Origin of the sequence: Arthrobacter sp. Ld5, assembly GCF_051172775.1 — a bacterium.
In the GTDB taxonomy this organism is placed as follows: Bacteria; Actinomycetota; Actinomycetes; order Actinomycetales; family Micrococcaceae; genus Arthrobacter_D.
The window spans coordinates 149,113-173,533 of the sequence record NZ_JBPKBO010000016.1 but is presented as its reverse complement, the minus strand read 5'-3'; the positions used below and the strand labels follow the sequence as shown (position 1 = coordinate 173,533).

Annotated in this window: 20 protein-coding genes, 1 tRNA gene and 1 pseudogene; 12 read left to right on the top strand and 10 right to left on the bottom strand. The window is 71.5% G+C overall.

Features of this window, described 5'->3' with window-relative positions:
* The first annotated feature begins 178 nt into the window (after nt 1–178).
* Entirely contained in the window at nt 179–1,663 is a 1,485-nt protein-coding gene (gene cls, locus ACSGDB_RS07500) for a cardiolipin synthase (RefSeq protein ID WP_434993915.1), read from the top strand.
* A 77-nt stretch (nt 1,664–1,740) separates the two neighbouring features.
* On the top strand, nt 1,741–2,157 hold the full coding sequence (locus ACSGDB_RS07495; protein ID WP_434993914.1) for a VOC family protein: 417 nt from the start codon (nt 1,741–1,743) through the stop codon (nt 2,155–2,157).
* A 21-nt stretch (nt 2,158–2,178) separates the two neighbouring features.
* Here the strand turns inward: ACSGDB_RS07495 and ACSGDB_RS07490 are convergent, their stop codons facing one another.
* Nucleotides 2,179–3,366 (bottom strand): hypothetical protein, encoded by a 1,188-nt coding sequence (locus ACSGDB_RS07490; RefSeq protein WP_434993912.1) that lies wholly within the window; start codon nt 3,364–3,366, stop codon nt 2,179–2,181.
* A 61-nt stretch (nt 3,367–3,427) separates the two neighbouring features.
* Nucleotides 3,428–3,934 carry a MarR family winged helix-turn-helix transcriptional regulator gene (locus ACSGDB_RS07485; protein ID WP_434993911.1) on the bottom strand — a complete coding sequence of 169 codons (507 nt, stop codon included), beginning with the start codon at nt 3,932–3,934 and terminating at the stop codon, nt 3,428–3,430.
* 159 nt (nt 3,935–4,093) lie between these two features.
* Between ACSGDB_RS07485 and bcp the strand changes: the two genes are divergently transcribed.
* The 8 genes from bcp to ACSGDB_RS07445 all read left to right on the top strand — a co-directional run bounded on the left by bcp (nt 4,094) and on the right by ACSGDB_RS07445 (nt 14,005).
* Nucleotides 4,094–4,567, top strand: a complete 474-nt coding sequence (gene bcp, locus ACSGDB_RS07480) for a thioredoxin-dependent thiol peroxidase (protein WP_434993909.1) — start codon at nt 4,094–4,096, stop codon at nt 4,565–4,567.
* A gap of 84 nt (nt 4,568–4,651) precedes the next feature.
* Nucleotides 4,652–4,736, top strand: a tRNA-Leu gene (locus ACSGDB_RS07475).
* 270 nt (nt 4,737–5,006) lie between these two features.
* Nucleotides 5,007–5,708, top strand: coding sequence for a fasciclin domain-containing protein (locus ACSGDB_RS07470; RefSeq protein WP_434993908.1), 702 nt, complete (start codon nt 5,007–5,009; stop codon nt 5,706–5,708).
* Nucleotides 5,709–5,911: 203 nt separating this feature from the next.
* On the top strand, nt 5,912–7,642 hold the full coding sequence (locus tag ACSGDB_RS07465) for an ABC transporter substrate-binding protein (protein WP_434993907.1): 1,731 nt from the start codon (nt 5,912–5,914) through the stop codon (nt 7,640–7,642).
* A gap of 112 nt (nt 7,643–7,754) precedes the next feature.
* The gene (locus tag ACSGDB_RS07460) at nt 7,755–9,248 is read left to right on the top strand and encodes a malate:quinone oxidoreductase (protein ID WP_434993906.1); all 1,494 of its coding nucleotides are present in this window, start codon (nt 7,755–7,757) and stop codon (nt 9,246–9,248) included.
* A 47-nt stretch (nt 9,249–9,295) separates the two neighbouring features.
* Nucleotides 9,296–12,406 (top strand): efflux RND transporter permease subunit, encoded by a 3,111-nt coding sequence (locus ACSGDB_RS07455; protein WP_434993904.1) that lies wholly within the window; start codon nt 9,296–9,298, stop codon nt 12,404–12,406.
* An 86-nt stretch (nt 12,407–12,492) separates the two neighbouring features.
* Nucleotides 12,493–13,014 (top strand): MarR family winged helix-turn-helix transcriptional regulator, encoded by a 522-nt coding sequence (locus ACSGDB_RS07450; protein WP_434993903.1) that lies wholly within the window; start codon nt 12,493–12,495, stop codon nt 13,012–13,014.
* A 70-nt stretch (nt 13,015–13,084) separates the two neighbouring features.
* On the top strand, nt 13,085–14,005 hold the full coding sequence (locus tag ACSGDB_RS07445) for an oxidoreductase (protein WP_434993901.1): 921 nt from the start codon (nt 13,085–13,087) through the stop codon (nt 14,003–14,005).
* Between the two features lie 31 nt (nt 14,006–14,036).
* Here the strand turns inward: ACSGDB_RS07445 and ACSGDB_RS07440 are convergent, their stop codons facing one another.
* The 6 genes and pseudogenes from ACSGDB_RS07440 to ACSGDB_RS07415 all read right to left on the bottom strand — a co-directional run.
* Nucleotides 14,037–14,810, bottom strand: coding sequence for a hypothetical protein (locus ACSGDB_RS07440; protein ID WP_434993900.1), 774 nt, complete (start codon nt 14,808–14,810; stop codon nt 14,037–14,039).
* A gap of 36 nt (nt 14,811–14,846) precedes the next feature.
* Nucleotides 14,847–16,016 carry a cysteine desulfurase family protein gene (locus ACSGDB_RS07435; RefSeq protein WP_434993899.1) on the bottom strand — a complete coding sequence of 390 codons (1,170 nt, stop codon included), beginning with the start codon at nt 16,014–16,016 and terminating at the stop codon, nt 14,847–14,849.
* Entirely contained in the window at nt 16,013–16,948 is a 936-nt protein-coding gene (gene nadC / locus ACSGDB_RS07430) for a carboxylating nicotinate-nucleotide diphosphorylase (protein ID WP_434993898.1), read from the bottom strand. The genes ACSGDB_RS07435 and nadC overlap by 4 nt, the downstream gene beginning before the upstream one ends.
* Nucleotides 16,945–18,546, bottom strand: coding sequence for an L-aspartate oxidase (gene nadB / locus ACSGDB_RS07425; protein ID WP_434993896.1), 1,602 nt, complete (start codon nt 18,544–18,546; stop codon nt 16,945–16,947). Before nadB ends, nadC begins: the two co-directional genes overlap by 4 nt.
* Nucleotides 18,543–19,826 carry a quinolinate synthase NadA gene (gene nadA, locus ACSGDB_RS07420; RefSeq protein WP_434993895.1) on the bottom strand — a complete coding sequence of 428 codons (1,284 nt, stop codon included), beginning with the start codon at nt 19,824–19,826 and terminating at the stop codon, nt 18,543–18,545. The genes nadB and nadA overlap by 4 nt, the downstream gene beginning before the upstream one ends.
* Before the next feature lie 79 nt (nt 19,827–19,905).
* Nucleotides 19,906–20,574, bottom strand: a pseudogene (locus tag ACSGDB_RS07415) (NUDIX hydrolase); the annotation flags it as partial.
* 154 nt (nt 20,575–20,728) lie between these two features.
* On the opposite strand from ACSGDB_RS07415, the gene ACSGDB_RS07410 reads away from it, so the two are divergent.
* Nucleotides 20,729–21,526 carry an alpha/beta fold hydrolase gene (locus tag ACSGDB_RS07410; protein ID WP_434993893.1) on the top strand — a complete coding sequence of 266 codons (798 nt, stop codon included), beginning with the start codon at nt 20,729–20,731 and terminating at the stop codon, nt 21,524–21,526.
* Nucleotides 21,527–21,666: 140 nt separating this feature from the next.
* Nucleotides 21,667–22,665 (top strand): serine/threonine-protein kinase, encoded by a 999-nt coding sequence (locus ACSGDB_RS07405; protein ID WP_434993891.1) that lies wholly within the window; start codon nt 21,667–21,669, stop codon nt 22,663–22,665.
* Nucleotides 22,666–22,798: 133 nt separating this feature from the next.
* On the opposite strand, the gene ACSGDB_RS07400 is transcribed toward ACSGDB_RS07405, so the two are convergent.
* On the bottom strand, nt 22,799–22,954 hold the full coding sequence (locus tag ACSGDB_RS07400) for a hypothetical protein (protein WP_434993890.1): 156 nt from the start codon (nt 22,952–22,954) through the stop codon (nt 22,799–22,801).
* Between the two features lie 83 nt (nt 22,955–23,037).
* Complete coding sequence (locus ACSGDB_RS07395; RefSeq protein ID WP_434993889.1) at nt 23,038–24,399, bottom strand: MFS transporter; 1,362 nt, start codon at nt 24,397–24,399, stop codon at nt 23,038–23,040.
* Nucleotides 24,400–24,421 lie beyond the last annotated feature (22 nt).

Sequence of the window (24,421 nt, the reverse complement as noted above, 5' to 3'; positions counted from 1 at the left end):
CCCGCCGAGTCGAGGTAGAGGGGCGGCGTCGAGGGCTGGGCAGGAGCCGGACCGGCCTGCGTGTGCCGGCGCCCCGTCATTCGTCGGGGGTGATGCGCCGGGGCGGGAACCCGCCCGACCGTGGACCCATGACTCCCGGACGACGGCGCCCCATCACCACTCCCGCGAGGGCGGACTGATGGATGCGGTCCTCAGCACCAACCTCACCTGGATCGTCGCGGTGCTCGCGCACCTGACCGTCTGCATCGCCGCGTTGATCGTCATTCCGAAGCGGCGCAAGCCCACGGCGGCGATGGCATGGCTTCTGCTCATCGTCCTGCTCCCGCTGATCGGCGTGGTGTGCTATCTCGTCATCGGTTCGGTCAAGCTGCCGAGGCGACGCCGGGCCGAACAGCGGCGGATCACGGCCTCGATCGCGGCAGGCGCCGAAGGCCTCGACCTGGCCACGCCCCGGGACAGCCGGCCGGAGTGGTTTACCCGCCTCACCCGGCAGAACCAGTTGCTCGGCGGCATCCCGGTCGTCGGCGGCAACACCGGCCTGCTGCTGGCCGACTATCGACAGTCCATCGACGCCATGGCCGCGGCGGTCGACACAGCAGAACGGTTCGTGCACGTGGAGTTCTTCATCGTCTCCTTCGACGACACGACCAGAGGGTTCTTCGCGGCCCTGGAAGCGGCCGTCACCCGCGGCGTGACGGTGCGCCTGCTCGCCGACCACGTCTCCTCCACCAGGATCGTGCACCACAGGGAGACCTTCGCGGAACTCGACCGCATCGGCGTGGAATGGAGTTACATGCTGCCGGTGATGCCCCTGAAGGGCAAGTACCAGCGGCCTGACCTCCGCAACCATCGCAAGCTGGTCGTGATCGACGGGAGGGTGGGCTTCATGGGTTCCCAGAACCTGATCGACCGCAGCTACAACAGCCCGAAGAACCTGAAGCGCGGCCTGCAGTGGCAGGAACTGGTAACGCGGCTCGAGGGACCGGTCGTGACGACCCTCGACGCCGTGTTCGTCGCCGACTGGCTGACCGAGACCGGGCAACGCCTCGACACGTCCTCACCGCCCGCCGTGCTGCCGATGCGTGCTGCCGTCGTCGACGAGTCCGTGGAGGCCATCGACTGCCAGGTGGTGCCGAGCGGTCCGTCCTACGAGACCGAGAACAACCTGCGCCTGTTCCTGTCCCTGCTGTACGGGGCGACGGAACGGGCGATCATCACGAGCCCCTACTTCGTCCCCGACGAGGCGATGATGTACGCCATCACGTCCGCCTGTCAGCGCGGCCTCGACGTCCAGCTCTTCGTCTCCGAGATCGGCGACCAGGGCCCGGTCTTCCATGCCCAGCGCTCCTACTACGGGGAACTCCTCGAGGCCGGGGTGCGGATCTTCCGCTACCCGGCACCGTACATCCTGCACGCGAAGCATCTGTCGATCGACGACGACATCGCGGTCATCGGGTCCAGCAACATGGACATCCGGTCCTTCAGCCTGGACTTCGAAGTCTCGCTCCTGGTGCGTGGCCGCGTCTTCGTGCAACGGATGCGCGAGGTCGAGGAGCACTATCGTTCCGTGTCGCGCGAGTTGACCCGTGAGGAGTGGGCGCGGGAGCCGCTCTCGTCGACCTTCCTGGACGGCGTTGCGCGGCTGACATCCGCGCTGCAGTAGCAGGGCCGTTGCGGCAACGGTTCTGTGCTGGCAGGATCACTGCACTGTCACCGGAGCGAGCGGATCGGGAGTACTCCATGAACTGGACGCTGGAAGTCGTGGTCGTGCCCGTGGCGGACATCGACCGCGCCAAGAGGTTCTACGCCGATCAGCTGGGTTTCGTGGTCGACCACGACACTACGGTGAGCCCGGGCGACCGGCTCGTCCAGCTCACGCCACCGGGCTCCGGCTGCTCCATCGTGATCGGCGAGGGAGTGGTGCCGGCGATGCCGCCCGGATCCGTCCGGGGACTCCAGCTGGTCGTCCCGGATCTGGTCCGGGCGCACGCGGAACTCGTGGAGCGCGGCGTCGCTGTCGGTGACATCCGGTCGGTGGGGAGTGATCCGGAGGCGGTGCACCGGGGCGGGACGGCACTCGACAATGTCGGCTTCGTGTTCTTCAGCGACCCGGACGGCAACGGCTGGGCGGTCCAGCAGATCTCCGCTCGTGCCTGACGGGCGCCGTCGGCCCCGCCCTCAGGGGGTGACGCTGCGCTTCACGAGCAGGTACGGGGCCCACAGCAGACCTGCCGAGAGGACGGTCAGTCCGAAACCGATCAGCGCCATGTCCTCCGCCGCACGCCCCAGTCCCTCGACGCCGACGACGACGGTGAAGGCCGTGACGACCAGCAACAGCCAGCACACCGCCACGTGGTACCAGCGCAGACCCCGGCGCAGCGGCAGGAAGAAGAGCCCTGCGGCAGGAAGGACCACGAGGAGCTGCAACGGCCAGGCGGCGAGGGGCAGCAGTCCGTCCTCCACGAGATAGGGCAGCAGGAACCCTGCGCCCGTCGCGTACATGACGGCCAACCACGCGCCCTGGAGCCAGGACCGTCCGGTGGGCCTCAGACGCTTCTGGCGCAGGCCCGGGTCGCGCCGCTCCGCCTGTTCCTGGATCTCCTCGGCGTTCCGGCGCCAGCGGTCCCCCAGGCCGGCCGCGTTCTCCAGCCAGCCGCCCGTGGCGGGGTAGTCGAGGACCTCGTCGGTGGTCGCGAAGTATCCGAGCCGCGCCTCGTCGCTGAGGTAGTCCTCCTCCTTCCACGACAGCAACCGCGCGGTGTAGCCGAGCCGGACGTCGCGCCTGCGCAGCTCGTCGATCCACGTGTCCACGCCGGGATCCTTGTGGGAGGGGAAGGGAACGCTGCTGATCTGACGGCGCCCGTCCTGATCGAAGAGGATGTGCAGGATCGGCGCTGTCTCGGTGATCACCCCACCGCCGATCCTGGTCCGCATCACCCGCCGCACGATCCGGTGGGAAGCGACCACCGAGGCGATCGCTCCCATCGGGATCACCCGGCGCACCGGCGCTTCGGCACCCACCGTGTTCCACTCGGTCGTCTCGATGCAGGTGTCGCGGAGTACGAAACTCGAGCGGTGGCGTGATTGCCACGCCATCGTCCGGAGGCCGGCAACGGTCTTGACCAGGAGCAGGATCCCGGCCGCGACGAAGACCAGGGTGAACAGCAGCCAGGGGTTCCAGAACCTCACCATGAGCATGACCGGCACCCCGATGAGGGTCACGACGATCGCCGCGATGAGGAACACCGCGAGGACCAGGGCCGCCCTCCAGAACAGGTCGGCCCCCTGCTCGCGCTGTATGTGGAGGATGGGGTTGTCGGCCGTGTCCGTGTCCGTGGCCGGCACGGGGCGGGGCTGCGGGATCACGGGCAGGCTCGCTCTCGTGGGACGGGGCGCGTGTACGGAGCGGGGTGGGACGGTCGTCGGGTCAGGTGGACATGGTGGCGGCCGGTCCGGCATCCGAGCCGTCAGCGGCGGCGTCCTCGCCCGATGCCGAGCCCGCAGCCGTGTAGCTCCAGCGCGGGGCGCCGAGTTCCCGGATGACGGTCTTGAGGTGGTCCCGTAGTTCCTCGGACACCAGGCCTCCCCCGGCCACGAGGGTGCGCTCGATGTCCTCGGAGGCCTCGAGGACCTGACGTCCCGCGGGCGAGATCGACACCATGTGGGAGCGCCGATCCAGATCGTTCCGCACGCGAGTGACGTGGCCCCGGGACTCGAGCCGGGTGAGGGTCTTGCCCATCGTCTGCGCCTGCACGCGCACGATCTGCGCCAGGCTCGCCTGCGTCATCGCCCCCTCGTTCGCAAGGACGCCGAGGGCGATCACGCCTGCGTGGGTCACCCCGATGTCGACCAGACGCTCGTTCCATGCGTGCTCGACCAGCCGCGCGGCTGTCGTCAACAGTCGACCGGTGGGCCATTGCTCCAGATCGGGCATAGAACCGTGCACTTCCTCTCGCTCAGGAGACCGGCGGCCGCCGTCGGCGTCGGACCTTCCCCCTATGATAGCTAGGCCGGCCGGCCCGGCTCTCCAACCCGGCCGCCGCCCCCTGCACGCGGGCGCGTCCCGCCGTCCCATCGATCCCCAGGAGTATGCATGTCGGAACGACTGACCACGGGCGACAGTGCCCCGGATTTCACATTGACGGATGCCGCCGGCAACGACGTCACGCTGTCCTCCCTGCGGGGCGGCAACGTCGTCGTCTACTTCTATCCTGCCGCCGCCACCCCCGGCTGCACCACCGAGGCCTGTGACTTCCGCGACAACCTGGCGTCCCTCGCGGCCGCCGGGTACCGGGTGCTCGGGATCTCCCCCGACCCGGTCCGCAAGCTGGCTGCCTTCACCGAGAAGGAATCGCTCACCTTCCCCCTCCTCTCGGACGAGGACCACGCCGTCGCGGAGGCGTACGGGGCGTGGGGCGAGAAGAAGAACTACGGGAAGACCTACGAGGGCCTCATCCGCTCCACCATCGTCGTCGACCCCGACGGCAAGGTCGCGGTGGCCCAGTACAACGTCCGGGCCACCGGGCACGTCGCGAAGCTGCGCCGCGACCTCGGGATCGACCAGTAGGAACCCTTCACGCACGGAGGCCGCCGCTCCGGTGGCGCTACAGTGAAGGACGAAGGAACGCCCTCGGCACGAGCGGCGTTCCGAGCGCGAGTGGCGGAATTGGCAGACGCGCTGGATTTAGGTTCCAGTGTCTTCGGACGTAGGGGTTCAAGTCCCCTCTTGCGCACCAGCAGCACCAGCAGCACCAGCAGACGGACGGTCCCCGACCGGTCCGAACAGCCCCTCCGGGCACGCCGCGCGGAGGGGCTGTTCTCTGCCCCACGGCAGCTCTCCCGCCATCGCCGCAGGTCACGGGCCGGTTGCGAAGAACCTTTCTCGAAGATTCCACCCATCCACCCCTCGGGCACCCCCGAAGTACCTCCGAGACATCGACACGGTGTCCTTCACACGACAGTCACTGACCCAGGCACCCGCCGGGTCGTCACTTTGGAGGAAATTCATGCAGATCACCAAGCGTAGGAACCTGTCCGTCCTCGGTATCGCGGCAGTCTCGATGTTCGGTCTCGCGGCCTGCGGCGGCGGCACCGACGCAGCATCCGAGGCCGCCCCGAGCAGCATGGCGGAAGAGACGAGCATGGCGAGCGAGTCCCCCTCGATGGAGGCCAGCATGAGCCCCTCCGAGGACGCCATGATGGACCCCGCCGCGAACCTCGTCGGCCCCGGCTGCGAGGGCTACGCCGCCGAGGTGCCCGAGGGTGACGGATCGGTGGCCGGCATGGCCCTCGATCCCGTGGCCACCGCCGCCGGGAACAACCCCCTCCTGACCCAGCTGACCGCCGCCGTCTCCGGTGGCATCAACCCCGACGTCAATCTCGTCGACACCCTCAACGGCGACGAGTTCACCGTCTTCGCACCGGTCGACGAAGCCTTCGCAGCACTGCCGGCCGAGACCGTCGAGGGCCTGAAGACCGACACCGAGGGCCTCTCCAGCATCCTCACGTACCACGTGGTGCCGGGCAAGATCCAGCCGTCCGAGCTCGAGGGCACCACGCAGACCACGGTCCAGGGTGGGGACGTCGAGATCACCGGCTCCGGTGACGAGCTCCAGGTCAACGGCGCCAACGTCATCTGCGGTGGCGTCCAGACCGCCAACGCCGTCGTCTACCTCGTCGACACCGTCCTGACGCCTCCGGCCAACTAGGGACCCCGACCTCCCTGGTGTACCCCTCTAACGTGCTCCGGGGATCACGGACAGGCCCCCTCACCCCGCTGGGGTGAGGGGGCCTGTCCGTGGGGCCGCTCACCCCACTCCTGGGCGGCGCGGACAGGGCGATCGCCTACACTGGGGCATTCCACACACCGGTCCATCAGGGACCGGCCCCTGCCCTTCGGAGATCGACGCCAGTGAACAACGCCGCCGCGCGCCGCACCAGCCACGGACGGGCGACCCACGGTGGAACGCGCGTCGCCAGGATGGCCGTCGTCCTCGTCTCCGCGGCGTCCCTCGTCTCCTGCACCGCCGGCCAGCTCCCGCAGCCCCAGCCGGCGACGACGACGGCGCCTCCCGTCTCCGAGGCGGCCACCTTCACCTTCGGGACCGCGGCACACCCGCGCACGCTCGACCCCGCGCTCGCCAACGACACCGAGTCCTTCCGCGTGAGCCAGCAGATCCTCCAGGGGCTCGTGGGCGTCGATCCGCTGACCTCCGAACCGACGCCGCTGCTGGCCGAATCCTGGGAGGAGTCGGAGGACGGGCGGTCCTACGAGTTCACGCTGCGCGACGACGTCGTCTTCCACGACGGCGAGCCCTTCGACGCGGCGGCCGTGTGCGCCAACTTCGACCGCTGGTACACGCTCCCCGAGAGCACGCGTGCCGCCACGAGCCGGCTGCCGTTCGAGAACGTGTTCAAGGGCTACTCCGACACTCCCGAGATGAGCCTCTACGAGGACTGCACGCCGACCTCGGAGCACACGGTGGACCTGCAGCTCACTTCCCGGAGCACGGGACTCATCCCGGCCCTCGCCACGCCCGCCTTCGCCATGTCCTCCCCCGCCGCGCTCGAGGCCGGTGCCGCGGACGACCTCACCGAGACACGCGACGGCGCCGCGATCTCCCGCTACGGCCAGACGCCCGTCGGGACCGGCCCGTTCCGGTTCGTCTCCTGGGAGGCAGGGGACGTGGAGCTCGAGTTCTTCGACGGGTACTGGGGCGAGCGCGGCGATGTGGAACGCGTGGTGTTCACCACCATCGCCAACGCGGACTCCCGGGCACGCGCCCTGGCCTCGGGCCGGATCGACGGCTACGACTTCGTGTCCGTGGACAGCGCCGTCGACCTCGCCCGCAACGGGCTGCAGTTCCTGCAGCGCGACCCTTACTCCGTGCTCTACCTCGGCATGAACCAGGGCTTCCCCGGCGTCGACGACCCCCTGTTCCGCGAGGCCGTCGCCCACGCCGTCGACAAGGGCGCCCTCATCGACGGCCGTTTCCTCAACGGCACCAAACAGGCCCGCCAGTTCATCCCCGAGAAGCTCGGGGTGAGCAACGAGACGGTGGAGGACTACGGCTACGACCTCGAGCTCGCCAAGGACCTGCTCGAACGCTCCGGGTACGACGGGCGGGAACTGCCCTTCTACTACCCCCGCAACGTCTCCAGGCCCTACCTGCCGTCCCCCGAGAAGGCCTACGCCGAGCTGAGCCGGCAACTGACCGAGGCCGGCTTCAACATCAAGCCCGTCCCCGTCGACTGGAACGACGGCTACGTGGAAGCGGTCCAGCAGTCCGGCAACCGGGCCTTCCACCTGCTCGGGTGGAGCGGCAGCTACCAGGACCCGGACAACTTCGTCGGTGCGCTCTTCGGCAAGTACTCGGAGGAGTTCGCCTACGAGGACCCGCAGCTGTTCAGCAAGATCAACCGGGCCCGCGGACTGCCGGCGGGCGAGGACCGCACCGCGGCCTACGCGGACATCAGCTCGCAGGTCTCCGACCGGATCCCTGCCGTCCCGCTCGCCTTCCCCATCTCCGCGCTGGCGATGAGCCCGCGCGTGACCACCTACCCGGTGAGCCCGGTCATGAACGAGGTCTTCAACCGCATCGACCTGGCCGACGTCGAACCCCGGTCGACGCCGTCGGACTGAACCGCGGGACGCCGCGCCGCTGCCCGTAGCCGCGACCCGCAGGACGATTTAAGTTCGGTCACCCCCTGCGGCTAGTCTTTGTCTGCTAGTGACCTCGCGACTGGAGACTCCGTTGACCTCAAACACTCAGGGCACGCCTGCCAAGACCACCGACGTCGTCCTGATCGGCGGCGGGATCATGAGCGCCACCCTCGGTGCGTTCCTCCGGCAACTGCAGCCCGAGTGGGACATCTCCCTGTTCGAGCGGCTCGACGTCGCGGGCCTGGAGAGTTCCGACCCCTGGAACAACGCCGGCACCGGGCACTCCGCCCTCTGCGAGCTGAACTACTCGCCCGCCGGCAAGGACGGCTCCGTGGATCCGGCGAAGGCCGTGGCGATCAACGAGCAGTTCCAGGTGTCCCGGCAGTTCTGGTCGCACCTGGTGTCCGAGGGGCTCATCGGCGATCCCCGTACCTTCATCAACCCGGTGCCGCACATGAGCTTCGTGTGGGGCCAGGCCAACGCCGAGTACCTGCGCCGACGCTACGACGCCCTCAGCCCGCAGCCGCTGTTCAGCACCATGGAGCACAGCGAGGACCACGACACCATCGCCGGATGGACTCCCCTGGTGATGCAGGGCCGCAACCCGTCGCAGCCCGTCGCGGCCTCCCGCGTCGAGGGCGGCACCGACGTCGACTTCGGCGCCCTCACGCGCCACCTCACCACCTACCTCGGGGGGACCGGCGTCGACCTGCACTACGGCTTCGACGTCCTCGACGTCGCGCGGGCGACGGACGGCCGCTGGGACGTCAAGGTCAGGAACAAGGCGACCGGCGAGACGAGCACCGTCACCACGAAGTTCGTCTTCATCGGCGCCGGCGGCGGCGCCCTGCACCTGCTCCAGCGCAGCGGCATCCCCGAGGGCCGCGGGTTCGCTGGCTTCCCGGTCTCCGGACAGTTCCTGCGCTGCACCGACCCGGACCTCGTGGGGCGGCACAACGCCAAGGTGTACGGCCAGGCGTCCGTCGGCGCGCCGCCGATGTCCGTCCCGCACCTGGACACACGCTTCGTCCAGGGTGAGCGGTCGCTGCTGTTCGGTCCGTACGCCGGGTTCTCCACCAAGTTCCTCAAGCGCGGCTCCTACCTGGACCTGCCGACGTCGATCCGCCCCTCGAACCTGGTGCCGATGCTCGCGGTCGCCAAGGACAACATGTCGCTGACGAAGTACCTCATCACGGAGGTCCTCAAGAACCGCGAGGCCAAGAACGACGCCCTCACCGACTTCCTGCCCACGGCGGAGGGCGGCAGCTGGGAACTGATCTCCGCGGGCCAGCGTGTACAGGTCATCAAGAAGGCTCCGGGCAAGGGCGGCGTGCTGCAGTTCGGCACCGAGGTCATCACCTCGGCGGACGGCTCGGTGGGCGCGCTCCTCGGGGCCTCCCCCGGAGCCTCCACGGCGGCGCCGATCATGGTGGAACTGCTCAAGCGGTGCTTCCCGGCCAAGATGTCCGGCTGGGAGCCGAAGCTGAAGGAGATGCTGCCCGGGTACGGCGTCAAGCTCAACGAGAACGCGTCCCTGGCCGCCGACGTGCAGTCGATGACCGACCGGGTCCTCAAGCTCAAGTAACGTCCGACGGAGCCTCCGGTCGACCGTCAGCATCGAAGGCAGGTTCCTTGTTCCGTCTGGCCCACTTCTCTCTCGGCAACCGCGCGCTCATCGCGCTCATCACCGTCCTCGCGTCGGTCTTCGGGGTGATCACCCTCGGCTCCCTGAAGCAGGAGCTCATCCCGTCGCTCGAGTTCCCACAGATCACCGTGATCTCCGCGCTGCCCGGCGCGTCCCCGGAGTACCTCGACCAGCAGGTCAGCGAGCCGCTGGAGGCCGCCCTGAGCGGCGTGGAGGGCCTCGAGTCCTCGTCCTCCACCTCCCGCTCGGGCGTCTCGACCGTGAGCCTGGTCTTCGTGTACGGCACGAACCTGGACCGGGCCCGGGCGCAGGTGGACCGCGCGATCTCCACGGTGCGTCCCACCCTGCCGGAGGACGTCGAGCCGCAGGCCCTCGCGGGCAGCATCAGCGACCTGCCGATCGTCTTCATGGCGGTCTCCTCCGACCAGTCGCTCAGCGAGCTGAACGGTGACCTGGCCCGGCTGACCGTGCCCCGGCTGCAGAAGATCGACGGCGTGCGCACCGCCGACGTCTCGGGCGGGTCCACGCAGCACGTCGCGATCCTCCCGCGCGAGGGAGCCCTCGCGGCCGCGGGCCTGACGGTCGGGGACATCAGCAGCACCCTCGAGGACAACGGCGCCCTGTTCCCGGTCGGCAGCCTCGAGGATGATCCACGGTCGCTGACCATCCAGGCGGGCAGCCGCATCGGGTCCCTCGAGGACATCGAGGGGCTGCCGGTGCTCCCCTCCTCGGACGAGCCCTCCCCCGGGCCGGTCAGGACCATCGGCGACCTCGCCGACGTCGGTCTGGCCGACGACGCGCCGAGCTCCGTGGCGCGCACCAACGGGATCGAGACGCTCGCGCTCAGCGTCACGAAGGTGCCCGACGGCGACACCGTGGAGATCTCGCAGCAGATCGTGGCCCTCGTCCCCGAGCTGGAGACCGAGCTGGGCAACGCGGCGGACATCACCGTGGTCTTCGACCAGGCACCGTTCATCGAACGCAGTATCGACGACCTCACCACGGAGGGGCTGCTGGGCCTCGGCTTCGCCGTGCTGATCATCCTCGTCTTCCTCCTCTCCGTCCGCTCGACGCTGGTCACCGCGATCTCCATCCCGCTGTCGCTGCTCGTCACGTTCATCGGGCTGTACGTCGCGGGGTATTCCCTCAACCTGCTGACCCTCGGCGCCCTGACGATCGCCGTCGGGCGCGTGGTGGACGACTCGATCGTCGTCATCGAGAACATCAAGCGGCACCTCGGGTACGGCGAGGAGAAGCGCGAGGCCATCCTCACCGCGGTCCGGGAGGTGGCCGGGGCCATCACCGCCTCGACCCTCACCACCGTGGCGGTCTTCGCGCCCATCGGCTTCGTCGGCGGCCTGGCGGGCGAGCTCTTCCGGCCCTTCGCGATCACCACCGGGATCGCGCTGCTGGCCTCCCTCGGCGTGTCCCTGACCATCGTCCCGGTGCTCGCCTACTGGTTCCTGAAGCGCACGCCCCCGGACGCCTCCCCCGCCGACGGCGCCACCGCCTCCCGGGCGGGGTCGGACCGTCCGTCCCTCCTCCAGCGCGGCTACCTCCCGATCCTCACCGGCACCCAGCGCCACCCCGTCATCACCCTCGTCAGCGGCGTGATCGTGCTGGGCGCCACGGCTGCCATGGTCCCGTTCCTGCCGACCAACCTGCTCGGCTCCTCGGGCCAGAACAGCTTCTCCATCACGCAGACCCTCGCCCCGGGCACCAGCCTGGCGACGACGGCGGAGACGGCCGCGCGGACGGAGGAGATCCTAGCGGACAACCCCGACATCCGCGATGTCCAGCTGACGGTCGGCAATCCCGAGGGCGCGTTCGCCGCCCAGTTCTCCGGCGGCGCCTCGGTCGCCACCTTCACCGTCATCACCGAGCAGGACGCCGACCAGGAGGCCCTGCAGGAGTCCGTGCGTCAGGACCTCGAGGGCCTCGAGGACGCCGGCACCATCTCCCTGTCCAGCCAGCAGGGCGGCTTCGGGACCTCGAGCACCATCGACGTCGACATCACGGCGCCCGTCGCGGCGGACCTCGAAGCCGCGGACGCCGCCGTGCTGGAGGGGCTGCAGGGGCTCGACGGCGCGGGCGAGATCACGAGCAACCTCGCGGCGGCCCAGCCGCAGGTCCAGATCGACGTGGACCGCACGGCCGCCGTGGAGGCGGGACTGAGCGAGGGCCAGATCGCGGGCCTCCTCGGCGGCAGCATCAGCCCGGTACCGGCAGGATCGGTGCGGTTCGAGGCCGACGACTTCCCCGTGCTGATCGGCGAGGGGACGGCGATCACGAGCCTCGACCAGCTCCGGGACCTGCAGGTCACGACGCCGACGGGGCCCGTCTCCCTGGCCGACGTCGCCTCGATCGAGGAGGTCCAGGTGCCGCTGTCCGTCACGAGCTCCAACGGCGAGCGGACGGCCCGGATCTCGATCACGCCGTCCGACGACGATCTCGGCACCCTCACGGGCGCGGTGAACGAGCGCCTCGCCGGGATCGACCTGCCGCCCGGTGCCACGGCGACCGTCGGCGGCGCCTCCAGCCAGCAGGCGGAATCGTTCGACCAGCTGTTCCTCGCGCTGTGGGCCGCCGTCGCGATCGTCTACGTGATCATGGTGGCGACGTTCAAGAGCCTCGTTCAGCCCCTGATCCTGCTCGTCTCCATCCCGTTCGCGGCCACCGGCGCCATCGCCCTGCTGCTGGTCACCGGGACGCCGCTCGGGCTGCCCTCCCTGATCGGCATGCTGATGCTCGTGGGCATCGTGGTGACGAACGCGATCGTGCTGATCGACCTCATCAACCAGTACCGCCTCCCCCACGAGGGACGGCCCGGACTGCCGGTGGCGGACGCGATCCGCGAGGGAGCCCGCCAGCGCCTGCGCCCGATCCTCATGACCGCGCTTGCGACCATCTGCGCCCTGACCCCGCTCGCCCTGGGCCTGACGGGGAAGGGCGGCTTCATCTCGCAGCCCCTCGCGATCGTGGTGATCGGCGGACTCGTGTCCTCCACCGCGCTGACCCTCGTCCTGGTCCCGGTCCTGTACCGGCTCGTGGAGGGCCGGCGCGAGCAGCGGGCGCTGCACCGGCGGGCCGCGGCCTGACCGGTGCGCCGGCGGGACGGGGACGGCGTACACTCGGTGCGTCCGTATCTAGTTGCCGGTGCCCCGGCAGGAGGCCCGAGAACGCCATGGCTGACATCCCGCCCGCCGCCGTCGACCCCGCCGTCGAGCCCGCCGTCGAGCCGGTGGGCGGCGGGGCCGCGGGGGGCGCTGCCTCGGTCCGCCAGGCGTCGGAGACCTGGGAATCGCTCTTCCGGGCCCAGGTGGGCATCATGCAGCGCATCCGGCAGGACCCGGCCTTCAAGGACCTGCCCATCCGGGAGTACGACGTCCTGTTCAACCTGAGCCGGTGCCCCTCGGGCTGGACGCGGCTCAATGAACTCAACCATTACCTCCTGATCAGCCAGCCCAGCCTCAGCCGCATGGTGGAGCGCCTCGAGGCCCGGAACCTCGTGCGCAGGAGGCCGGCCGCCGCCGACCACCGCGGCATCGAGCTCGCGCTGACCGAGGAGGGCAGGGCGCTCCAGCGGCGGATCGGCTCGGGCCATGTGCAGCGCATCCGGGAAGTGCTCGCACCCGTCCTGAACCCCGGGGAGATGGACCAGCTCAAGGCCCTCACGGACAAGATCAACGCCAGGCTGGGCGACTGATCCCGCGCGGCGCCCACGGCGTCGACGGGCATGCCCGCTCCGGCACGACACACGAACGGCAAGGACCAGGATGAACGGCTTCACAGCGGACTCGATCGGCGATCTCACGGGCAGGCGTGCGGTCATCACCGGGGCCAACAGCGGGCTGGGCCTGCAGACCGCCGTCGGCCTCGCGCGGAAGGGTGCCGAGGTCGTCCTCGCCTGCCGCAGCGAGGAGCGCGGGCGCGACGCCGAGCAGCGGGTGCGCTCGCTCACGGGCAGCGATCGGGTGGAGCTGCGCATCCTCGATCTCGGCAGCCTGCAGTCGATCCGCGCGTTCGCCGCCGACCTCGGCGGTCCGGTGCATCTCCTTGTCAACAACGCCGGGGTGATGGCGACGCCGCGGTCGACGACGGCCGACGGCTTCGAGCTGCAGTTCGGCACCAACCACCTCGGTCATTTCGCCCTGACGGGCCTGCTGCTGCCCAACCTGCGCGAGGCCGGGTCCTCCCGCGTCGTCACCCTCTCGAGCCTCGCCCACAAGGGTGGGCGCATCGACTTCGACGACCTGCAGTCCGAGCACCGCTACCGCCGGTGGGCGGCGTACGGGCAGAGCAAGATCGCCAACCTCTACTTCATGGTCGAGCTCGACCGCCGCGCGCGCGCCGCGGGCTGGGACCTCACATCGGTGGCGGCGCATCCCGGCGGGGCCACCACCAACCTGACGGCCGGCATGAGGCTGCCGGCGCTCCTCGACGTGCTCTCCGGCTTCATCGCGCTGATGGGCCAGTCCGCGGCCGACGGTGCGCTGCCCACGCTCTACGCGGCCACCGCCGACGACGTCCGGGGCGGCGACTACTACGGTCCGTCCGGGTTCGGCGAGACCCGCGGCGCCCCCCGCCTGGTGGCCCCCGCGCCCCGCGTGCTGGACCGGGACATCGCGGTGCGCCTCTGGAACCGCAGCGTCGTGCTCAGCGGCGTGGACTTCGCGGCCCTGCAGCCCGTCGGCTGAGGACCGCCGCACCGGGCGGGCGCGGGACGCCTCAGCCGGTGGTGCCGGGGGCGATCCGGAGGGAACCGAGCATCTCGCGGATGGTCGCGAAGTCCGGGCGGGCGTAGAAGGCCTGGGCCTCCCCGATCGTCCCGAAGGTGACGTTCTGCGGTCCGGTGTTCGCGGGTGCCTTCGGCACCAGCACCTCGAGGTCCCCGAAGCTGATCCGCCCGAGGGCCTCTCCGCCCTGGACGGTGTTGGACAGGGCGCACGCGAGTCCGTCCGCGCCGCCCACCTGGTCGGCGATGCCGTAGGAGGCGAAGAAGCGGAAACCCGTGATGAGCCGTACCACGACCCGCGGCCCGACGTCCGCCGTCGCCGGAGCCTCCCCCGTGAGTTCCAGCGGTTCACTGACGATCACGTGGTAGGGCGTGCGGTCCGCGTCGGGGCAGGGCGCCTCCGGCGTCAGGATCCCGGTGTGCAGCTCGGCGATCGTGACGCCCTCCGGGGTGCGGACCGCGTAGTGCAGTGAGCCGGGGGCGTGGACGCCGGGCTCCGGTTCGAGGAGCTGCACCAGCCATTCCTCGGGCAGCTCGAAGCTCAGCAGCCGTCCCGGATCGGAGAAGACCTTCCAGCCCTCGCGGGCCTCGCGCAGCGGTGCCGCCGCGCGCTCGGCCGGCTCGGCTGTCGCGGTCACGGCGGGCGGCGGCGCGGCGTCGCCCTCGGCGCCGGTGCACGCAGTAACCAGCGTCAGGATCAGTGCGCCGGCGGCGAGGGCCTGCGGCAGTCTCCGCCTGCCCGGCCGTGCGGACGGTCGGTGCTCCATGGCGTCCCTCCCTGGATGTGGCTCGGTGGCGTCATTCTAGGCGGCGGCGTGGCTGCCCGCGGGTGCCGCGCCGAGGGACCGGACCGCTTCCACGGCGGCGACGACGGCGTGGGCCGCCCGGTCGAGGTCGGCGGAGGACGTGTCCGGCGTCCAGGAGAGCCGCACGGCGCTCCGGGCCGTCTCCTCGTCCAGCCCGAGCGCGAGCAGGACCGCGGACGGCTCGGAGGATCCGGCGGCGCACGCGGACCCGCTCGAACACACCACGCCGCGGCGCTCGAGTTCCAGGAGGATCGCCTCACCGCTGACGCCGGGGAAGCAGAAGGAGGCCAGGTTCGGGAGGCGGCGGGAGGCGTCACCCGTGAGCAGCGCGCCGTGCACCCCGGCGAGCACGTGGGCGATCAGGGCGTCGCGGGACGCCGTGCACCGCTCGGCGGCACCGGGCAGGGCCGCCCGGGCGAGTTCCAGCGCCCGGGCCAGCCCCACGGCCCCGGCCACGTTCTCCGTCCCCGACCGGCGCCCGCGCTCCTGGCCACCGCCGTGCAGCACCGGTTCGCAGGCGGTCCCGGATCGGAGGTACAGCAGGCCGATCCCCTTCGGTGTGCCGAGCTTGTGGCCCGAGAGGCTGAGGGCCGTGACACCGAGACGGTCCACGTCCAGGGGCAGCCATCCCGTGGCCTGCACGGCGTCGGTGTGGAACGGCACGCCGGCGCGGCGGCAGACCTCCGCGAGGGCCGGGATGTCCTGGACGGTGCCCACCTCGTTGTTGGCGTACATCACGGTGCACAGCGTCGTCGTGTCCTCGAGTGCGGCGGCGAGATCCGACGGCGAGACCCGGCCGGTGCCGGAGACGGGCAGCACCGTGATCCGGAAGCCGTGAAACTGCCGCAGGTAGGAGAGGACCTCCAGCACCGCCGGGTGCTCGATCGCGCTGGTGACGATGTGCCGACCGCGCGGGGCGGCGAGAGCCATCCCCTTCAGCGCCAGGTTGTCCGCCTCCGTGCCGCCCGAGGTGAAGACCAGCTCTCCCGGCCGGCAGCCGAGCAGGACGGCGATGCGGGCCCGGGCACGCGCGTAGTCCGACGCCGCGGCCTCCCCGTAGGTGTGGTGGCTGGACGGGTTGCCGAACGTCGTGGTCAGCAGGGGCCACATCTCCTCGAGGACCTCCCGACGGGTGGGCGCGGTGGCGGCGGCGTCGAGGTAGATCATGGCTGCCCTCCCCGGTCGATGGTCGCGCTCCGGTGCGCGACGAAGTCCAGGCCCAGATCGAGGGCCCGGACGCTGTGGGTGAGCGCACCCACGGAGATGATGTCGACGCCGGTGGCGGCGATCGCCGGCACCGTGTCGAGGCGGACGTTGCCGCTGGCCTCGACGAGTGCACGGCTGTCGATTCGGCGCACGCCCTCCGCGAGGTCGGCGGGCGCGAAGTTGTCGAGCATGATGGTGTCCACCCCGGCGGCGAGCACGGGGTCGAGCTGGTCCAGCCGGTCCACCTCCACCTCGATGTGCACCGTGTGCGGGAGCCTCGACCGCGCGGACCGGAGGGCCTCGGTGAGGGCGTCCGGTCCGTCCACGGCGAGGAGCGCCAGGTGGTTGTCCTTGACCATCACGGCGTCGGACAGGCCGGCGCGGTGGTTCGAGCCGCCCCCGCAGCGGACGGCCCAGCGCTCCAGCACCCGGAGTCCGGGCGTCGTCTTGCGGGTGTCGGTGATGCGCGCCCGGGTGCCCGCCGCGGCGTCCACGAATGCACGGGTCAGGGTCGCGATCCCGCTGAGCCGCTGCGCGATGTTGAGGGCGGTCCGCTCGGCGGTGAGGATGCCGGCGGCCGGTCCCGTGATCTCCGCGAGGGTGTCGCCCGCGGCGAAGACGGCACCGTCGGTGCGCGGGAACGCGACCCGGATGCGGGGATCGGTGAGGCGCATCGCGGCCTCGATGGCGGCCGTCCCGCAGAGGACGCCGGGTTCCCGGGCCGTGATCGTCGCCGTCGCCCGCTGGTCGGCGTCGATCAGGGCCTGGCAGGTGAGGTCGCCCCACGGTGCGTCCTCGGCGAGGGCGGCAGCGACGACGGCGTCGATCAGGTGCCGGGGCGGCGGCGCGACGGCGTCCTGCAGGACGGCGGCGGCGGGTGCGGTCTCGGTCATGGGTGCGTTCCTTCGGTGGCTCGTGCGTAGGACCGGCTCGGAGCCGGGGCGCGCGGCGCGGCATCGGGCTGGTCCAGGCGGTGGTGTGCCCCGCAGGACCCGGCCCGGCGGGACGCCGCGTGCACGAGCAGCCGTGCGCAGAGCAGCAGGTCGGCGAGCTCGGGGTCGGTGTCGGGGCTGTAGGAGGCGAGGTTTTTGCGGGCGAGCTCCAGTCCGGCACCCGTGCGCAGCACTCCCGCGTGGTCGGACATGACCGCCTGCAGCTCGCCCCGGGTGAACGGCTGCGTGGCCGTCTCCTCCGCCTCGAGGTCGAGGTGTTCGACGTCGAACCGCGGCGCCGTCCCCCCGCCGTCGGCGAGCGCCTGCGCGCAGCGGGCACCGAACACCACGCCCTCCAGCAGGCTGTTGGAGGCGAGCCGGTTCGCGCCGTGCACGCCCGTCCGGGCGACCTCCCCGACCGCGAAGAGGCCCGGGACCGAGGTCCGCCCCGAGGTGTCGGTCCGCACGCCGCCCATCCAGTAGTGGGCTGCCGGGACCACCGGGACCGGCGTGGAGGACCAGTCGAAGCCGTGCTGCGCGGTCAGCGCCGTGAGGGTGGGGAAGCGCCGCGCCAGGAACGCCCGGCCCAGGTGCGTCGCGTCGAGGTACGCGCCGGACCGCCGGTCGCGGGCGAGGTGCTGCGCGATGCTGCGCGAGACGACATCCCGCGGCGCGAGGTCACCGTCCGGATGGTAATCGGTCATGAAGCGGCGGCCGCCGGCGTCGACCAGGCGCGCACCCTCGCCCCGGACCGCCTCCGAGATCAGCGGGTTGCCGGGGACGTCCAGGGAGGTGGGGTGGAACTGGAAGAACTCGAGGTCCGCCACCGCGGCACCGGCACGCCAGGCGAGGGCGACGCCGTCGCCCGTGGCGATCCGGGGATTGGTCGTGGCCGCGAAGAGTTGGCCCGCCCCGCCCGTCGCGAGGACGACGGCGTCGGAGTGGATGTCCCGTGCGACTCCGCCGTGGAGCACCGCGACGCCCGACGCGCGCCGGGCGCCCTCGAGTGCCGGGGCGTCGTCGTCGAGCAGGACGCGCGTCACGAGGGTGTCCTCGAGGACCTCGATGCCGGGGTCGCGGCGCACCGCGGCGGTGAGCGCGGCGACGAGTCCCGCCCCGGTGGCGTCGCCGCCGAGGTGCAGGATCCTCGCCGCGGAGTGCGCGGCCTCGCGTCCCCGGGCCGGCGCGCCCGCGTCGGTCGCGGAGGTGTCGAAGACGACGCCCGCGGCCCGGAGGGAAGCGATCCCCTGCGCCGCCTCCCCGCAGAGCACGTCGACCGCCTCGGGATCGGCCAGCCCCGCACCGGCGGCCAGCGTGTCGGCGATGTGGGCGGCGACGGAATCGTGCGGGCCCTCGGCGGCCGCCCCGCTGTCCGCCGCATCCGGCACGACGGCGGCGATCCCGCCCTGTGCGTACCGGGTGTTGCTCTCCGCGAGCGCCGTCTTGGAGATGAGGACCACCGCGCAGTGCGGCGCGAGCCGGCGCAGCGCCAGGGCGGTCTGCAGGCCCGCGCCGCCCGAGCCGACGATGACCACGCGCCGCACGCCGCCGGCTGTCATGGCCGGACCGCGAGCATCCGATTCAGCGCGACCCGCGCCGGCGCGGCGACGGCGTCGGGAACCGTGATCCGGTTGAGCACCCGGCCCTGCACGAGCCCCTCGAGCACCCAGGCGAGGTAGCCCGGGTGGATGCGGTACATCGTGGAACACGGGCAGATGACCGGGTCGAGGCAGAAGATGGTGTGCTGCGGGTACTGGGCGGCGAGCCGATTCACCATGTTGATCTCCGTGCCGACGGCGAAGGTGCTGCCGGGCGCGGCGGCGTCGATCGCCTTGCGAATGTAGTCGGTCGATCCCGCCTCGTCGGCGGCGTCGACCACGGGCATGGGGCACTCGGGGTGCACGATCACGCGGACGTCGGGGTGCTCGGCGCGGGCCTTCTCGATCTGCGCCACGGTGAAGCGCCGGTGCACCGAGCAGAAGCCGTGCCAGAGGATCACGCGGGAGTCGCGCAGCGTCTGCTCGTCCGTGCCGCCCCAGGGCTTGCGCGGGTTCCACAGGGGCATGTGCTCCAGCGGCACGCCCATGGCCTTCGCCGTGTTGCGCCCGAGGTGCTGGTCCGGGAAGAACAGGACGCGCTGGCCCCGCTCGAACGCCCACTCCAGCACGGCGGCGGCGTTCGAGGAGGTGCACACGATCCCGCCGTTCTCCCCGCAGAAGCCCTTCAGGGCGGCCGAGGAGTTCATGTACGTCACCGGGATCACGGGCCGGCGGCCCGTGGCGTCCGGCTCGGATCCGAGGAGCGCGGTGAGCTGGTCCCAGCACTCGGAGACGGAGTCGATGTCCGCCATGTCGGCCATCGAGCAGCCGGCCGCGAGGTTGGGCAGGATCACGGCCTGCTCCGGCGTGGATAGCATGTCCGCCGTCTCCGCCATGAAGTGCACGCCGCAGAAGATGATGGCCTCGGCCGCCGTGCGTTCCGTGGCGGCGCGCGCGAGCTGGTAGCTGTCGCCCACGAAGTCGGCGTACTGCACCACCTCGTCGCGCTGGTAGAAGTGGCCGAGGACGACGACGGACTCCCCGAGGGTCTCCCGGGCCGCGCGGATGCGCCGGTCCAGCTCCTCGGGGGACGCCGTCCGGTACTCCTCCGGCAGCTCTCCCTGCCGGGGAGTCGCGGCCGGGGCCGTGTCGTGCATCGAGGCGCCGGGGCCGTAGCCGGGCATGGGGAGGGCGTCGAAGGACCAGGGGTCCTGCGCGAGGTCCGGCGAGCAGGTCCCCGGGTCCGCAGGGGGCCCGGCTTCGCCGCGGGCGATCAGCTGGATGGCGGTGGTGACGGACATGGCGTTCTCCCTGGGGTGGGGACCGGCGCGTCGGCCGGCGGGGTCGGGATGGGGTCTGGTGGGTGGCGGGGCGTCAGGGCCCCGTGTACCGGTAGAGCCGGGGCGGCCGGTTCCGCCCGCCCTGGAGCACGTCGTCCGTCGCCTCGATGTCCTGCGCCGACCGGAGCTGGCGCCGGAAGTTGGCCGGATCGAGGTGCTTGCCGAGCACGGCCTCGTAGACCTCCCGCAGCTGCGCGAGGGTGAACCGCTCGCCCAGGAAGTGGTAGGCGACGGACCCGTAGGTGACCTTCCCGCGCAACCGCTCCAGCGCGTAGGCGACGATCTCGTCGTGGTCGAAGGCGAGGCCCGACGCCTCGGAGGCGCGGAACCAGCGGACGTTCTCGGAGTCCCGGGCCAGGTCCGCCTGATCGGGACGGACGAGGGCCCAGTAGACGATGGACACGAGGCGCTGGGTGGCGGACCGGTCCAGCCCCCCGAAGGCGTAGAGCTGTTCGAGGTAGGTGGGATCCAGGGCCGTGGTCTCCCGGAGATTCCGTGCGGCCGCGTCCTGCAGCGATTCACGGGCTCCGAGCGGGCCGCCGGGCAACGCCCACTTGCCGAGGTGCGGCTGGCGGATGCGCCGGACGAGCGGCAACCAGATCTCCGACCGGCCCGATGCCGGGTCGGTCCGCAGCGCGAAGATCACGGTCGAGATGGCGAGCGCGGGTGCCTGCGACTGCCGTTCCGAGACGTTGGCCGAGCTGTACATCGCCGGTCCCTTCGTCCGCCGGGCGACTCCCCTTGTTAGAGTCATAATGACTATAACTCATTCCGGACGGTTCGCCCAGAGGGCCTCCGACCTTCCGGGTCGGCGGGACGCGTCGGAGGGTCGGCTCGGCCCCGCCGCGCATACGATGGGACGCATGGATCACCACGCCGTTCACGCCGTCGAGGGCGTCGACCCTCGCCTGTCCATCACCCGCAGCAATGCCGCGGACCCCCTCGACCTCCCTCCGGTCCTGCTGCTGCACGGCTTCGGCTCCTCATCCCGGCAGAACTGGGTGGACACGGGCTGGGTCCGCCACCTGAACGACGCCGGACGGAACGTGGTCATGGTGGATCTGCCGGCCCACGGGGACAGCGGGGCGCCGGCGGACGCGGGAGCCTACGCACCGAGCCGCATGCGGGCGGACATCCTGCAGGCCCTGTTCGACGAGCGGGTCCTCCCCCTGCGCAGCGACCTGCCGGGATCCGGCGTGGATGTCATCGCCTACTCCCTCGGATCGCGCCTGGCCTGGGAGTTCGGAGCCACCCAGCCCGAACTGGTCCGCAGGATGGTGCTCGGCGGCCCCGGCACCGCCGACCCGCTCGCCTCGTTCGACCTTGCAGGAGCCGAGCTGTACCTCGCCGGCGGGCCCGCCTCGGAGGACCCGGTGACGGCGGACCTCCTGCGCATGGCCCAGGCCGGACCGCACAACGACCTCCCCTCGCTGCTCGCCATGGTCTCCGCCATCAAGACGGAACCCTTCGACCCGCAGCAGGCCGTCCCGAAGATGCCCCTGCTCCTGGTCGCCGGCGACCGGGACGAGTACGCGGAGGGCATCTCGGACCTCCAGGCCTGGGCCCCCGACGCCCGCGTCACCACCCTGCCGGGACGGGACCATGCGAACGCCATCACCTCGCGGCTCTTCAAGGAAGCGGCCGTCGCTTTCCTGGCCTGAGGCACCGTCCGATCAAGGTTTGGTAAACGGTGCGCCGGTGCCGCATCCCCGCGGTCCTTCGGCGCTATACTGGCAATTGATCAGCACGCTTAGTGGTGTGCCGGGGATCGCCACCAACATCCAGCAGGGGGAGGACACGCATGACCGTGCTCCTCGGGAACCGGTACCAGACCACGGACCTGCTGGGGGTCGGCGGCACGGCATCCGTGTACCGCGCGGTCGACCGCAACCTGCAGCGCGACGTCGCCGTGAAGATCTTCAATGCCACCACCTCCGACGACGACGACTACCGTCGCCAGCACACGGAGACGATCCTGCTGTCCACCCTCAACCACCCGGGCCTCGTGACCCTCCACGACGCGGGGATGCACGAGGACCAGGAGGGCCGCACCTCCGGCTTCCTCGTCATGGAGCTCGTGGACGGCGAGGACCTCCGGCAGCTGCTCAAGCGCGGCGCTCTCCCCGCCGACGACGTGGCGCAACTCGGGGCGGACCTGGCCGATGCGCTGGCGTACATCCACTCCGAGGGGGTCGTCCACCGGGACGTGAAGCCGGCGAACATCCTCATGTTCCACAGCGGGGACAACGGGACGCGGCTGTACCCGAAACTCACCGACTTCGGCATCGCCCGCATGGTGGAGGCCACCACGGCAACGGCCGCCGGCGCGACGATCGGCACGGCGAACTACCTCAGCCCCGAGCAGGCGAAGGGGGACACGGTCGACGAGCGAAGCGACATCTACTCGCTCGGCCTCGTCCTCCTCGAATGCCTCACCGGGGAGAAGGCGTTCCCGGGGCCCGTGGTGGAGGCCGCGCTGGCCCGACTCCTGCGGGATCCGGAGGTGCCCGAGTCCCTGGGCCCGGAGTGGGTCGCGCTCCTGCGACGGATGACGGCCCGCGATCCGTCCCTGAGACCCGACGCGCACGACGTCGCCCTGCAGCTCCGCAGCCAGAACGACGACCGGGCCGAAAGCCGCCCCGGCGCGCCCGACGCGGGCGGGATGCGCTCCTCGCCCGGTGCGGGCCCGGACCGGGGCGACGACGGCGACGCCCTCACCGGCGGTGCCATCACGGGCGGTGTCGTCACGGGGAACGTCCGCATCCCGCACCCGCCCGCCCGAGCCCCGCGCATCAGCTGATCCCGGGCGCCACCGGATCCGCACGCTGCTCCGCCGGGGATGGCCCTCCCGACGCCACTGCGCCCCCTGCCGGTGACCCGGCAGGGGGCGCAGTCAGTGTGGTCGTCGCACGACCGGGACGCTGGTCGTCCTGCTAGTGGCCCTCGCCCGCATCTTCTTCGGGCTCGAAGCTGCTCGGCTCGTCCGAGGAGCCGGCTGCCACGCCGTCACCGCCGGCCGGGATGGTGCCCTCGGGGCCGGAGCCCTGTGGATCGGCGGCGTCGTCGCGCTCGGTGCCTTCGGTACTCATGCGTCCTCCTGGATCTGGGTGTCCTACGATCCTATGCGTGACGCGACGGGATTGTCAGGCGGCTGACGATCGGGCGGGAAGGGTCAGGCCCGGGGAACGTGCCGGAGCGCGACGGCGGCCACGGCGCCGAGGACGAACAGGGCGGCCCCGGCCGCTGCCGGGACGACGACGGCGGCTGCCGCTCCCCCGCCCTCGGCGAGCATCCCGGCCAGTCCGGAGCCCACGGCCGTGCCGGCGACGATGCCGCTCGCGAGCAGCGTCATGACCGTGCCCAGGCGGTGCGACGGGGCGACGGCGGAGCCGATGGAGAAGATGGTGACCATGGTGGGCCCCACGAAGATCCCGAGGAACAGCAGTGCGACGAGCATCGCGGCGATCGAGGCGGGCAGCGCCAGGGCCGCCGCCGCGAGGGCCATCGCGGCCGCCGACACCATCCACCGGCCGGTGTGGCGGAAGCGCTGCGGCCAGTAGGCGACGGACAGCGCGGCGACCGCCGACGTCAGGCCCATGACCGCGTAGAGGAGGCCCGAGGACTCGGCGGCACCGAACTGGCCCGTGAAGGCGGTCAGGAAGGTCTGGGTGGACCCGAAGAAGGTGCCGACCGCCACCATGCCGGCGACGGGCAGCAGGACGAGGGCGAAACGCGTGGGCCCGGCCTCGGACCCAGGGTCGCCGTGCGGGGCGGGGCCGGCGTGCGGGGCGGGGCCGGCGTCGGAGGCCGCAAGGGCGTCGGAGGACCCCCGGTCGCTGTAGGCGACGGTGCGGTGCACGGCGAAGGCACTGACGAGGGTGATGGTGAGGGCCGCGGCCAGCGCGAGCGGGAGCCACGGGGCGATCAGGCTCGCGAGCAGGCCGACGAGGGCCGGCCCGAGGACGAAGGTCAGCTCGTCCGCGGTCCCCTCGTACGAGAGTGCGGTGTCGAGGGCCGAGCGCGGGCTCCGCCGGGTCATGGCCATCCAGCGGACCCTGGCGAGCGGACCGATCTGCGGGCAGGTGAAGCCGACGGCGAAAGCCGCAGCGAGGACGAGCGCCAGGGCCGCCCCGCCGAAGGTCGCGCTGGTCAGCGTCGCGATCAGGAGGGCCGCGATCGCGGCGGTGTTGAGCAGTGCCGCGACGAGCAGGACGATCCGCTGCCCGCGCTTGTCGGCGAGGAAGCCGAGCAGGGGCGCTCCGAGGGCGGACCCGAGGCCGACGGCGCCTGCGGCGAAGCCGCCCGCGGCGTAGGAGCCGCTCTCCGTGGTGACGAGGGTCAGGGCCCCGACGGTGAGCATCGCCAGAGGAAGCCGCGCGAAGAGGCCGAGGACGAGGAAGGAGGTGCCCGCGAGGTGCGGGAGGACACCGAACCTGCCGAGACGGGACCGCTCGGGGCCCGGGAGGGTCGGCGTCGAGGGGGCGCCGCCATGGGCAGTGTGGCCCGGTGGGGCCGGGGAGGTGATCTTGTACATGCGCTTTCCGGGGTGCATCGAA

Excerpts from the sequence above, each read along its gene's own strand:
- cls (WP_434993915.1), top strand. The coding sequence starts at position 179 with ATGGATGCGGTCCTCAGCACCAACCTCACCTGGATCGTCGCGGTGCTC.
- ACSGDB_RS07495 (WP_434993914.1), top strand. The coding sequence starts at position 1,741 with ATGAACTGGACGCTGGAAGTCGTGGTCGTGCCCGTGGCGGACATCGAC.
- ACSGDB_RS07485 (WP_434993911.1), bottom strand. The coding sequence starts at position 3,934 with ATGCCCGATCTGGAGCAATGGCCCACCGGTCGACTGTTGACGACAGCC.
- bcp (WP_434993909.1), top strand. The coding sequence starts at position 4,094 with ATGTCGGAACGACTGACCACGGGCGACAGTGCCCCGGATTTCACATTG.
- ACSGDB_RS07470 (WP_434993908.1), top strand. The coding sequence starts at position 5,007 with ATGCAGATCACCAAGCGTAGGAACCTGTCCGTCCTCGGTATCGCGGCA.
- ACSGDB_RS07450 (WP_434993903.1), top strand. The coding sequence starts at position 12,493 with ATGGCTGACATCCCGCCCGCCGCCGTCGACCCCGCCGTCGAGCCCGCC.
- ACSGDB_RS07445 (WP_434993901.1), top strand. The coding sequence starts at position 13,085 with ATGAACGGCTTCACAGCGGACTCGATCGGCGATCTCACGGGCAGGCGT.
- ACSGDB_RS07440 (WP_434993900.1), bottom strand. The coding sequence starts at position 14,810 with ATGGAGCACCGACCGTCCGCACGGCCGGGCAGGCGGAGACTGCCGCAG.
- ACSGDB_RS07435 (WP_434993899.1), bottom strand. The coding sequence starts at position 16,016 with ATGATCTACCTCGACGCCGCCGCCACCGCGCCCACCCGTCGGGAGGTC.
- nadC (WP_434993898.1), bottom strand. The coding sequence starts at position 16,948 with ATGACCGAGACCGCACCCGCCGCCGCCGTCCTGCAGGACGCCGTCGCG.
- nadB (WP_434993896.1), bottom strand. The coding sequence starts at position 18,546 with ATGACAGCCGGCGGCGTGCGGCGCGTGGTCATCGTCGGCTCGGGCGGC.
- nadA (WP_434993895.1), bottom strand. The coding sequence starts at position 19,826 with ATGTCCGTCACCACCGCCATCCAGCTGATCGCCCGCGGCGAAGCCGGG.
- ACSGDB_RS07410 (WP_434993893.1), top strand. The coding sequence starts at position 20,729 with ATGGATCACCACGCCGTTCACGCCGTCGAGGGCGTCGACCCTCGCCTG.
- ACSGDB_RS07405 (WP_434993891.1), top strand. The coding sequence starts at position 21,667 with ATGACCGTGCTCCTCGGGAACCGGTACCAGACCACGGACCTGCTGGGG.
- ACSGDB_RS07400 (WP_434993890.1), bottom strand. The coding sequence starts at position 22,954 with ATGAGTACCGAAGGCACCGAGCGCGACGACGCCGCCGATCCACAGGGC.
- ACSGDB_RS07395 (WP_434993889.1), bottom strand. The coding sequence starts at position 24,399 with ATGTACAAGATCACCTCCCCGGCCCCACCGGGCCACACTGCCCATGGC.